This window comes from Mesorhizobium sp. RCAM 05099 (genome assembly GCF_059683685.1).
Map to the genome: position 1 here is coordinate 5,062,253 of NZ_CM185035.1, position 11,717 is coordinate 5,073,969.

9 protein-coding genes are annotated in these 11,717 nt (G+C 64.7%); 3 read left to right on the plus strand and 6 right to left on the minus strand.

All coding sequences use genetic code 11. The features are described from left to right. Nucleotides 1–10 precede the first annotated feature (10 nt). From AC56QQ_RS25135 to AC56QQ_RS25145, 3 genes are all read left to right on the plus strand, one after another. A complete protein-coding gene (locus AC56QQ_RS25135) occupies nt 11–1,720 on the plus strand; it encodes a trimethylamine N-oxide permease (RefSeq protein WP_489860304.1) in 1,710 nt (569 codons plus the stop codon). A gap of 180 nt (nt 1,721–1,900) precedes the next feature. Continuing rightward, nucleotides 1,901–4,003, plus strand: a complete 2,103-nt coding sequence (locus AC56QQ_RS25140; protein ID WP_497123772.1) for an oxidoreductase — start codon at nt 1,901–1,903, stop codon at nt 4,001–4,003. Between the two features lie 70 nt (nt 4,004–4,073). Further along, nucleotides 4,074–5,612 (plus strand): trimethylamine methyltransferase family protein, encoded by a 1,539-nt coding sequence (locus tag AC56QQ_RS25145; protein ID WP_489860302.1) that lies wholly within the window; start codon nt 4,074–4,076, stop codon nt 5,610–5,612. Here AC56QQ_RS25145 and AC56QQ_RS25150 read toward each other — a convergent pair. The 6 genes from AC56QQ_RS25150 to AC56QQ_RS25175 are packed head-to-tail and all read right to left on the minus strand — an operon-like array spanning nt 5,609 to nt 11,708. Continuing rightward, nucleotides 5,609–6,289 (minus strand): TetR/AcrR family transcriptional regulator, encoded by a 681-nt coding sequence (locus AC56QQ_RS25150; protein ID WP_497123773.1) that lies wholly within the window; start codon nt 6,287–6,289, stop codon nt 5,609–5,611. The genes AC56QQ_RS25145 and AC56QQ_RS25150 overlap by 4 nt on opposite strands. 46 nt (nt 6,290–6,335) lie before the next feature. Then, entirely contained in the window at nt 6,336–7,883 is a 1,548-nt protein-coding gene (locus AC56QQ_RS25155; RefSeq protein WP_497123774.1) for an ABC transporter substrate-binding protein, read from the minus strand. 16 nt (nt 7,884–7,899) lie between these two features. Beyond that, nucleotides 7,900–8,928, minus strand: a complete 1,029-nt coding sequence (locus AC56QQ_RS25160; protein WP_497123775.1) for an oligopeptide/dipeptide ABC transporter ATP-binding protein — start codon at nt 8,926–8,928, stop codon at nt 7,900–7,902. Further along, entirely contained in the window at nt 8,925–9,890 is a 966-nt protein-coding gene (locus AC56QQ_RS25165; RefSeq protein WP_497123776.1) for an ABC transporter ATP-binding protein, read from the minus strand. The genes AC56QQ_RS25160 and AC56QQ_RS25165 overlap by 4 nt, the downstream gene beginning before the upstream one ends. Then, nucleotides 9,887–10,726 carry an ABC transporter permease gene (locus AC56QQ_RS25170; protein ID WP_497123777.1) on the minus strand — a complete coding sequence of 280 codons (840 nt, stop codon included), beginning with the start codon at nt 10,724–10,726 and terminating at the stop codon, nt 9,887–9,889. Before AC56QQ_RS25170 ends, AC56QQ_RS25165 begins: the two co-directional genes overlap by 4 nt. Nucleotides 10,727–10,757: 31 nt before the next feature. Further along, nucleotides 10,758–11,708, minus strand: a complete 951-nt coding sequence (locus AC56QQ_RS25175; protein WP_497123778.1) for an ABC transporter permease — start codon at nt 11,706–11,708, stop codon at nt 10,758–10,760. Nucleotides 11,709–11,717: the final 9 nt, after the last annotated feature.

Sequence of the window (11,717 nt, forward strand, 5' to 3'; positions counted from 1 at the left end):
ATTCACACATATGAGCACGATAAGCACGGCCCTGGAGCAGCCTGCCGAAAGCAAGCTGCTGAGGCATATCGACTGGCGTGGCGCTTTCTGGGTGGCAAGCGGCGTTCCGGCGCTGGTCCTGTTCTCGATCGGCGGCATTGCCGGCACGACCGGAACATTGGCCTTCCTGATCTGGACGGCGTCCATGATCATGGGCTTCCTGCAATCCTTCACCTATGCCGAAATCGCCGGCCTGTTCCCGAACAAGTCCGGCGGCGCCTCGATCTACGGCGCCACCGCCTGGCTGCGTTATTCGAAGTTCATCGCGCCGCTATCGGTGTGGTGCAACTGGTTCGCCTGGTCACCGGTGCTGTCGCTCGGCTGCTCGATCGCCGCCGCCTATATCCTCAACGCGCTGGCGCCGGTGCCGCTGTTCACCGATGCCTCGCCGGACGTCGTCGCCTATATCGCGGCGCATGCCGGAACGAGTGCCGCCGACGCCGTCACGGCGGTGACCGCGGCCGCCACGCCGGCAATCCGCAACTGGACGCTGTACAGCCACACGCTGGGTCCGGTTTCCTTTACGTTGAACGCAACCTTCTTCATCGGCGCGGTGCTGATGCTGATCATCTTCTCGATCCAGCATCGCGGCATCCTGGGCACGGCCAATGTGCAGAAATATATCGGCCTGCTGGTCATCATCCCGATGCTGATCGTCGGTGTCGTGCCGATCGTCACCGGCCAGATCAACTGGGCGAATTTTTCGCCGCTGGTACCGCTGGCAGCCGCCTATGCGCCCGAGCCCGGCGCTTGGAATATCGCCGGCTGGACCCTCGTGCTTGGCGGCATGTTCATCGCGGCGTGGTCGACCTACGGCTTCGAGACCGCCGTCTGCTACACCTCGGAGTTCAAGAACCCCGGTACCGACACGTTCAAGGCCATCTTCTATTCCGGCCTGTTGTGCATGCTGCTGTTCATCCTGGTGCCCTTCACCTTCCAGGGCGTGCTGGGGCTGAACGGCATGCTGGCAACACCGATCGTCGATGGCTCCGGCGTTGCCGACGCGCTGGCCGGCATGGTCGGTGGCGGAGCGCTGATTCACAGCTTGCTGGTGATGCTGATGATCCTGGCGCTGGTGCTGTGCATCATGACGGCGATGGCGGGTTCTTCGCGCACACTCTATCAGGGCTCCGTCGACGGCTGGCTGCCGCGCTATCTCAGCCATGTCAACGAACATGGCGCGCCGACCAGTGCCATGTGGACCGACCTCGTCTTCAACCTGATCGTGCTGGCCATCGCCTCGGCCGACGCCACGAGCTTCTTCTTCATCCTCGCCGTGTCGAACTGCGGCTACATCATCTTCAACTTCCTCAACCTCAACGCCGGCTGGATCCATCGCATCGACAACGGCCATATCGCGCGGCCATGGAAGGCACCGAGTTGGCTGCTCGGCGTCGGCGCCATCTTCGCTTACGTCAATGCGATCTTCATGGGCGCCGGTGCCAAGGTCTGGAACCCGATGGCACTGTGGGCCGGGCTGATCACGGCTGCGCTGATCATCCCGGTGTTCTGCTACCGGCACTACATCCAGGATGGCGGCAAGTTCCCCGACCATATGATGGCGGACCTCGGCATGACGGGTGCCGACCTCTCGGTCAAAAAGGCGGGAATGCTGCCCTATCTGACGCTGGTCGCCGGTGTCGTGGTGATGCTGCTCGCCAACTGGTTTTTCGTCATCTGACCAGGGCCTTTGACCGGGCGCCGATCAGCGCCCGGTCCGCATCCTCCCTATGATCACAATCCATCCCAGCGAAAGCCGGGATGGATTTTTTGTTGTTTGCCTCCCTGCCCATTGCGCGGCGCCCGGCGTGCGAATATGCTTGTTGTACGGTCGTTCAACAAGCATATTCGAGAAGCCTCGATGCCGTGCAATCCCCGCTATGAAATCCTGTTCGAGCCGATGCGGATCGGGCCCGTCACCGCGCCGAACCGCTTCTATCAAGTGCCGCATGCCAGCGGCATGACCAACGCGCTGCCGCGGGTGCGCGCCGCCTTTCGCGAGGCCAAGGCCGAGGGCGGATGGGGCGTGATCTGCACCGGGGCCTGTTCGATCGACCCGAGTTCGGACGACGCACCGCTGCCTTTCGCCACGATGTGGGACGACAACGATATCCGCGCGCATGCGCTGATGACGGAGGCGGTGCACCGCCATGGCGCCCTTGCCGGCGTGGAACTGTGGCACGGCGGCGCATCGGTCATGAACAGGACAAGCCGCCTGCCGCCGCTGTCACCGTCGGGAATTCCGTGGATGGCCACGCATGTCGGCTTCATGGGCAATTTGCGGCCGAAGACGATGGACAAGGCCGATATCAAGGAAGTGTTGCGATGCCAGGCCGAAGCGGCGCGCAAGGCGCGCAGGGCCGGCTTCGACATTGTCTATGTCTACGCCGGCATGGGCTATCTCGGCTACGAGTTCCTCCTGCCGGAATACAACCATCGCACCGATCAATATGGCGGACCGATCGAGAACCGCGTGCGCTTCGTGCGCGAGATGATCGAGGTCACCAAGGATGCGGTCGGCAAGGATTGCGGCGTCGCGTTGCGCGTCAGCCTCGAGGAATTGCGCGGCCGGCCCGGCCGCAACCAGCCCTCCGAGGCGCACGAGCTGGTCGAGCTGCTCGCCGACCTGCCCGACCTGTTCGACGTCAAGATGGATTCCAGTCCGACCGACTGTTCGGCGTCGCGCTTCACCGGCGAAGGCAGCCACGAGCCGGTGATCGATTTCGTGAAGTCGCTGACCAAGAAGCCGGTGGTCGGCGTCGGGCGCTTCACCTCGCCCGACACCATGGTCTCGCAGATCAGGCGCGGCGTGCTGGACTTCATCGGCGGCGCGCGCCCCTCGATCGCCGACCCCTTCCTGCCGAACAAGATCCGTGAGGGCCGCGAGGCCGAGATCCGCGAATGCATCGGCTGCAACATCTGCATTTCGAGCTGGCATGACGGCGTGCCGGTGCGCTGCACCCAGAACCCGACCGCCGGCGAAGAGTGGCGGCGCGGCTGGCACCCCGAACGGGTCGAGCGCGCCGATAGGCCTGAGCGGATCCTGATTGTCGGCGGCGGACCGGCCGGGCTCGAATGCGCGCTCACGCTCGGCCGTCGCGGCCATGAGGTAATGCTCGCCGACGGCAGCCGGTCCTTCGGCGGGCGGCTGACCTTCGAGAAGACCTTGCCCGGCCTCTCGGCCTGGAACCGCGTCGTCGACTACCGGCTCGGGCGCCTCGACGAGATGAGCAACGTCTCGCTCTATCCCGAGAGTCCTATGGGCGCGGACGAGATCATTGCCGTGGCACCGGACCGCGTGGTGCTGGCGACCGGCGCGCGCTGGACCGATATGCTCTACTCCTCGCTGGAGATACCGGTCGGCCGGCTCGACCGTCCCGATGTGCTGACCCCGGACGACATTGCCGGCGGGCGGCTTCCTCAGGGGCCCGCTTTGGTTTTCGATTTCGATAATTACTACATGGGCGGCGTTCTCACCGAACATCTGGCCGCGCAGGGCATCCCGGTCAGCTACGCGACCCCGGCGGGCCAGGCGTCCGCATGGACGATCATGACCAACGAGTTGCCGCTGGTGCATCGCGCGCTGGCGCGGCGCAAGGTGCCGGTGGCCACACTGCATATCCTGAAGTCCTTTGACGGCGAGACGGCAATACTGGCGCATCTGTTCACCGGTGAGGAAACCCGCGTGGCCTGCCGCTCGGTGGTGATCGTCGGGCTGAGACTGCCGCGCAATGAGCTGTTCGAGACGCTGACCGAACGGGCGGATGAGCTTGCGGCCGCCGGCATCCGCAATGTCGATCGCATCGGCGACGCGCTGGCGCCAGGGGCCATTGCGCACGCAGTGCACAGCGGCCACAAGCTCGCTCAGGAGATCGGTGCAAAGATCCGCTGGCAGCCCTACCGCCGCGACACGCCGATCGTCGACGCGGTGGCGGATTTCGACATGCGCACAGCAGCCGAATAGCGCAGTTCCAGGAAAAGTGTGAAGCGGTTTTCCGTTCGAAATTGCGTCAAACAAGGAGGTCTAGAGAGCCATGGAGCGCATCACGGCACGTCGCAGACCCGGCCGCCCGCAGCGCGAGATCGGCGGCATCGAGCAGCGGCCATGGAAACAGCTGACACGGCCCTATGCGCCGATCGAGATCCTGTCGGCCGACCAGGTGCAGACGATCCACGAAATGGGGCTCACCATTCTCGAAGAGATCGGCATGCGGGTGCTGCAGCCGCAGGCGCGCCAGTTCTATCGCGCGGCCGGCTGCGACGTCGACGAAGGTCAGATGCGTGTGCGCTTCGACCGCGCCATGGTCATGGAGCGCGTCGCCTTGGCGCCGTCATCCTTCGAACTGCGCGCCCGCAATCCGCGGAAGAACGTCAAGGTCGGCGGACGGCACTGCATCTTGTCGTCGGTGGGCGGACCAGCCTATGTCATGGACAATGATCGCGGTCGCCGTCCCGGCACTTATGCCGAGATGTGCGACTACTTGAAACTCATCCAGTCGTTCAACGTGCTGCACCAGGAAGGCGGCGGGCCCTTCGAGCCGCTCGACCTGCATCAGAACACGCGCCATCTCGACCTCTACTATGCCGAGATCACGCTGCTCGACAAGAACTGGCAACCGCAAACCCTTGGTCAGGGTCGCGCCATCGACGCGTTGGAAATGGTGGCGATTTCGCTCGGCACGACGCGCGAAAACCTCGCGCGGGAAATGCCGGTGTTCACCGGCATCATCAACACCAATTCGCCGCTGCAGCTCGACGAGCCGATGGCCGAAGGCCTGATCGCATTGGCCGAGCATGGCCAGGTCAATGTCATCACGCCGTTCACGCTGGCCGGAGCGATGAGCCCGGTGACGCTGGCCGGCGCGCTGTCACAGCAGCATGCCGAGGCGCTGGCCGGCATCGTGCTGACCCAGATCGTGCGTCCGGGCGTGCCGGTGATGTATGGCGGCTTTACCTCCAATGTCGACATGAAGACCGGCGCGCCGGCCTTCGGCACGCCCGAATACACGCAGGCCGCGCAGATCACCGGGCAGCTCTGCCGGCTGATCGGCGTGCCGTTCCGCTCCAGCAATGTCACCGCCGCCAACTCGGTCGACGCGCAGGCCGCCTATGAAAGCGCCATGTCGCTGTGGGGCTGCCTGATGGGCGGCGCCAATCTGGTGCTGCACGCCGCCGGCTGGCTCGGCGGCGGGCTGACGGCGTCGTTCGAGAAACTGGTTATCGATGCCGAGATGCTGCAGATGATGTGCGCCTATTTCGAACCGCCGGTGGTCGATATCGACACGCTGGCACTGGACGCCGTGCGCGAGGTCGGTCCAGCCGGACACTTCTTCGGCGCGGCGCACACGATGCAGCGCTACGAGCGCGCCTTCTATTCGCCGCTGGTGTCCAACTGGGACAACTACGACACATGGATGGAGCGCGGCCAGGTCACGGCGCGCGAGCGGGCCAACGTCATCTGGAAGCGCATGGTCGCCGAATACGAACAGCCGCCGATCGATCCCGGCATCGACGAGGCGTTGCGCGACTATATGGAACGCCGCAAGCGTGAAGGCGGCTCACCGCTGAACTAGGCCCCCCGCAAAGGCCCGACCTGCGCCTCCAGCATTTCAAAGCCGGCGGCCTCGGCGGCCTGCGGCGTCACCACGCTTTCGTCGAGACACCATTCGAGCCAGAGCCCGTCGACCAGGGCGATGAAATTGCGCGCCAGTGCCGGCGCATCGACATCCCTGCCGCGCGGCTTTGCGACCGCCGCGATGTCCTCGGCGAGTTCCGCCCGATAGGCGTCGTAGAGTTCGCGATGCGCTGCCTTGAGACGCGGGTTGACGGCAATTTCGCCCCACAGCGACAGCCAGATCAGCAGGTTGTCACGGCTGAAATAATCGGGCGAGAAATTGGAGTGCACCAGGGCGGCGAGCGCTGCCTGCGGCGACCAGTCCGAAGTCTCGGCGCGGCGTCGCTTGGCTTCGGCGATCTGGTTGTTGACGCTGGCATAGAGCGAGGATTTGTAGACCTCGACCAGCAGCCCGTCGCGGCCTTCGAAATGGTGGTTGATGAGGCCACGCGAGACACCAGCCTCCTTGCAGATGCGATCGACGGTGAAGGCGCCGATGCCGCCGACCGACAGGCATCGCGTCGCCGCCTCGATCAGCATGGACCGGCGCACATCAGCCTGTTCGCGGCTGAAGCGCGGCGGCGACTTCTTGGCGCCGCGCTTCTTTGTGGCAGTTGCTGGTTGGGCTTCCGTCATGGACCCCAGCTAATCGATTGCGGCCGAACTGTCCACTTGCCGCCGGTCACACACTCTTCTTGAACAGCACCGGATTGGGGTGGCCATCGGGATAGATGACCGGCTCGAAATCCGTCTTGTGGATGACGACCAGCGGCTGGTGGCAGATGAAGACGAACCCGCCGGACTGCTCCATCAGATCCTCCATCCGGTTGGACAGCGCGATGCGCTTCGCCGGATCGCTTTCCGCCACCAACTGCTGATAGCTGGTCTCGAATTCAGCACTGTCGAAGCCGGACCAATTGTAGGCGCCGATCTGGTCGGGGCGGAACCAGACCAGGTTTTCGGACGGGTCGACGCCACCGGCGAAATCCATCAGCGCCAGATCGATGTTCTTGTAGCCGTCGCCTTGCGTCTTGTCGCCGACGCCCCAGAATGCGGCTTCGTCGTAAGGCTGGATCTCGACCTTGATGCCGGCCTGTTCGAGACTGGCCTGGATGATCTGCGCCGTCGCCGTGCGGATGGAATCGTTCATCACCGTCAGGGTCAGCGACAGACCGCTGACACCGGCTTCGGTGAGCAGTGCGGCGGACTTTTCATAGTCCGGTGCCGCGATCAGGTTGCTGGCGCGCGCGAATTTGGTGCCAGGCTGCACGACGCCGGTGGAGCGCTTGGTGAGATCGTCATAGACGCCGGTGAGGATCTGCCCGACATCGACACCGTATTGCACGGCCTGCCGCACCTTGAGGTCCTTGAGGCGTGGGCTCAGCATGTTGATGGTCAGCCAGACATAGCGAGTCGACTGCGCCTCGATCACCTTGGTGTTGGCGGGTGGGTTGGCCTTGACCGCCTTGGTCGCCGAAATGGCGATCTTTGTGTAGTCGAAGGCATCGGCTTCATAGGCAAGCTGCGCCGCCTGGTCGTCAGCGACGATGTAGATTTCGACCTTGCCGAAATCCGGCTTCGGGCCCGGCCAGTCAGGATTGGCGGTGAGCGTCACCTTCTGCTTTTGCTGCCAGTCGGAGAAGAGATAGGGGCCGCAGGTTGCCGGTGGCTCGGTGGTGAACTTTCCGCCGGCCTTTTCGGTGCCGGCGTGGCTGATGATGTGGCCGCCATAGTAAGGCAGGCTGGTGACGAAGATCGGCTGGTACGGGTCCTTGAGATGGATGATGCCCGATCTGGCATCGACCACTTCGACGCGGTCAAGTTTTTCGAACTGATAGGCCCAGGGCGACGACAGCTTCGGATCGGCGATGCGCTCGTAGGAGAATTTCACGTCCTCGGCGGTGACGGGACCAAAGCCCTTCGACCATTTCAGCCCGTCGATCAGCGTGAAGGCAATCGTCTTCGCATCCTTCAGCTCAAGCGTCTGCGCCCCCCACAGCGACCATGGCGAACCTTCCCGGAGATCACCGAGACGGTTCAGCGACACATAGATGCCGCGCATGATGACGTCCTCGATGCCGCCGATCATGAAGGCGGGGTCAAGCGTCTGCAAATCGCCTTCCATGCGGATGCGCAACGTGTCGCCATCGGCCGACCAGGCGAAACCCGGCTTCATCGCCAGGCCGGCACCTAACGCGCCAGCCACTTTCAGGAATGCACGTCTGTCCATGTTCCATCGTGTCATGTCAGTTTCCCCTTTGGTTTGCGGAAGCGCGTGAGAAGGCTTCCCGTTCTTGCCCGCCGGTCTCCAGCGGGAAATGGCAGCGCACCATCCGGTCGGCGCCCATCGGTCGATAGGCCGGTGCCTCGGTCTTGCAACGATCGCGCGCGATCGGGCAGCGCGTATGGAATTCGCAGCCCGAAGGCCGCCGGAAAACGCTCGGGATTTCGCCGGTGACGGCGGGATTTTGGCTGCGCCGGCGCGGGTCGGGCACCGGTTCGGACTGGATCAGCGTCGCGGTGTAGGGATGCATGGGCGCGGAGAACACTTCCTGCGTCGGTCCGGTCTCGACCAGCCGGCCGAGATACATGATGGCCAGCCGGTCGCTGACATGGCGGATCATTGCCAGATTGTGGGTGACGATCATGGCGGCGAAACCGAGTTCACGTTTCAACTCGCCGATCAGGTTGAGCACGTCGCCCTGCACCGAGACATCGAGGCCGGCGGTCGGCTCATCGGCGAGCAGCAGATGCGGTTTCATCGCCAGCGCGCGGGCGACGCCGACGCGGCGCGCCTGCCCGCCGGACAGCTCATGCGGAAAGCGGTCGACGAAGGAGGCCGGCAGCCCGACCAGCGCCAGCAGCGCCTTGGCGGCGGCGCGCCGGTCCGGCATCGGGATACCCTGGATGATCTGCGGCTCGGTCAGCAGTGTGCCGATACGCAGGCGTGGGCTGAGCGACGCCACCGGATCCTGGAACATCATCGCCGAGTGCCTGCGCATGGCGCGGAAATCGGCTGGCGTCCGCACTTCCCTGCCCTCGAAGGTGATGCGGCCAGCAGCCGCGCGCACCAGCCCGAGAATGGTGCGGGCAAGCGTGGTCTTGCCGGAACCGGACTCGCCGACCAGGCCCAGTGTCTCGCCGGGCATCATCGACAGCGTCACGCCGTCGATGACATTGAAGCTCGGCAACGGGAACGGGTTGATCAGGCGACTGAGCAACCCGTTGCGGACGAAAGTCACCGATAGGTCCTCGACAGCGAGCAGCGGGCTCATGGCGTCACCGCATGGCAGCGCGCGACATGGGAGGCGGAGAGCTTCACCAGCGGCGGCGCGACGGAGACGCATGGCGCAAAGGCGCGGTCGCAGCGTGGTGCGTAGACGCACCCGGATGGCGGCTGGGTGAGGTTAGGCGGCGTGCCGGGGATGGTCGGCAACCGCTCAAGCCTTTCATGGAAGCGGGCCGGATCGCAGGCGAGCAGCGCTTGCGTGTAGGGATGCTTTGCATCGTGGAAGATCGCGTCGACCTCGCCGCCCTCGACCACCTCGCCGGCATACATGACATAGACCCGGTCGCAGAGCTCGGCGATGACGCCGAGATGGTGCGATACGACGATGATGATGCCGTTATATTCGCGCCGGAGTTCGCGCAGCAGATGGATGATCTGCGCCTCCATGGTGACATCGAGCGCGGTCGTCGGCTCGTCGGCAATGAGCAGGCCGGGATCAGTCAGCAAGGCGGCGGCAATAGCTACGCGCTGGCGCATGCCGCCGGAGAGCTCGTGCGGATAGCAGTCCATCCGCCGTTCCGCATCCGCAATGCCGACGCGGCCAAGCATGGCGGCGATGCGGGATCGCTTCTGCGCGCGACCGAGATCCTTGCGGTGGTGCTGGAAGTCGACAAGCTGGTCACCTATGGTCAGCACCGGGTTGAACGCCGTCATCGGATCCTGGCCGACCAGCGCGATCTCGTCGCCGCGCAGCAGGCGTTGGCGATGGGCGTCAAGCTTTGCCAGGTCGACGCCGTTGTAGCTGATCGACCCATCGATGCGGGCATTGGCCGGCAACAGGTTTGCCAAAGCGGTGACCAGCGTGGACTTGCCACAGCCGCTCTCGCCGACGATGCCGATCACCTCGCCGGGATGCGCTTCGATGTCGACATGGCGCAACGCGTGCACCGCGCCATGCGGCGTCTCGTAGCGGACGCTGAGATCGCTGGCGGCGAGCGAACCGCTCATGCCGGCCTCCGCACTTGCAGGCGCGGATCGAGATAGTCGCGCAGGCCCTCGCCGAGGAAGGTGAAGCCGAGCGTTGCCAGCACCAGTGGCAGCCCGCCGAAGATGACCATGAACGGTGCGGAGCGGATGCTGGTGTAGCCGTCATAGAGGATAGAGCCCCAGGATGGTGTCGGCGGCCGCACGCCAAGGCCGAGGAAGCTCAAGCCCGCCTCGACCATGATGACGACCGGGATGTCCATCGACAGCAGGATGATCAGCGGGCCGACGACATTGGGCAGGAGGTGGATGAAGATGATGCGCGCCGGGCTGGCGTCGAGCAGGCGCTCGGCAAGGATGTAGTCGCTGTTCTTCAGGGCCAGCGTCTGCGCCCGGATCAGCCTGGCATAGCTCGGAAAGGACGTTGCGGCGATGACGATGATCAGCGTGCCGGTGCCGGCCCCGAGCACGGTGATGATGGCGAGCGCGAACATGATCATCGGCAGAGAATTCAGACTGTCGAAACTCAGCACCAGAATGGCGTCGAGCCAGCGCGGCCCGTAGCCGGCGATCAGCCCGAGCATCAGGCCGATGGCGCCGGCTATTGCCACCGATACCATGGCGATGGTGAGCGCCGTGCGCGCGCCGTAGATGACGCGTGACAGGAGATCGCGGCCGAGGTGATCGGTGCCGAACCAGTGTTCGACCGATGGCGGCTGCAGCTTGTGCAGCACGTCGATCTTGACCGGCGAATAGGGCGCCAGCCATGGCGCGAAGACGGCGGTGATGAGGAAGCCGGCGACCAGGACCAGGGCCACGCCGGTGAACGGATCGGCAAGCAGCGCGCGCAGCAGTGGCAACCGTTGTCGATCCGGAACGGACAGCGATGCGTCAGCCACGGAAGACATCGCGCACCCTCGGGTCGAGCCGCGCGATCAGGAGATCGGCGGCGATGGTGATGGAGACGTAGATGGCGGTCATGATCAGCACCGTGCCCATCACGACCGGATAGTTGCGGGTGTTGACGGCGTCGGTGATCAGCTTGCCGATGCCGGGCCGGGCGAACACCGCCTCGACGAAGACGGCGCTGGACAGGATGCTGCCGAGACCGACGGCGACCAGCGAGATGGTCGGGATGATGGCGATGCGCAACGCGTATTTGGAAACGATCTTCCACTCCGGCAGGCCGAAGGAGCGGGCGGTTCGAATGTGCGGTTCGCCCATCACCTCCATCATCGAGGCGCGCACCATGCGGGCGATGTAGCCGATCCAGCCGAGCGCGATCGCCGCCGCCGGCATGACCAGCGCCTTGGCCTGGCTGACAATGTCACCGGCCTCGCCGGCGCCGATGGCCGGCAGCCAGCGCAGCGTGACGGCAAAGAGCAGCAGCGAATAGATGGCGACGACGAAGGACGGCACGGCGATGACGCCGACCGAAAGGACGCCGATGACGGCATCGGCAAGCGTGCCGCGCCGTATCACCGACAGGCAGCCGAGCGGAACGCCGATGAGAAGCGCGACCGCCAGCGCGGTCAGGCCGAGGATCAGCGTGTTCGGCAGCGCCTCCATGACGAGCGTGGAGACGGGCCGGTTCGACCAGACGTCGTAGCCGAGATTGCCGGTCAGTGCGTTGCGGAAGAATTCGACGATCTGCCACCAGACCGGCTGGTCGAGCCCCATGCGCTCGATCAGCAGCCGCTTCAGTTCCGGCGTGGCGCGCGGACCGAGCGCCACGGTTGCCGGATCGCCGGGCACGAGGAAGACGGCCGCATACATGGCGACCATGACGAGGACGAGGATCAGGAGGCCGAGACCGATGCGCTTCACTGCATATGCAAGCATGGTCTCCCT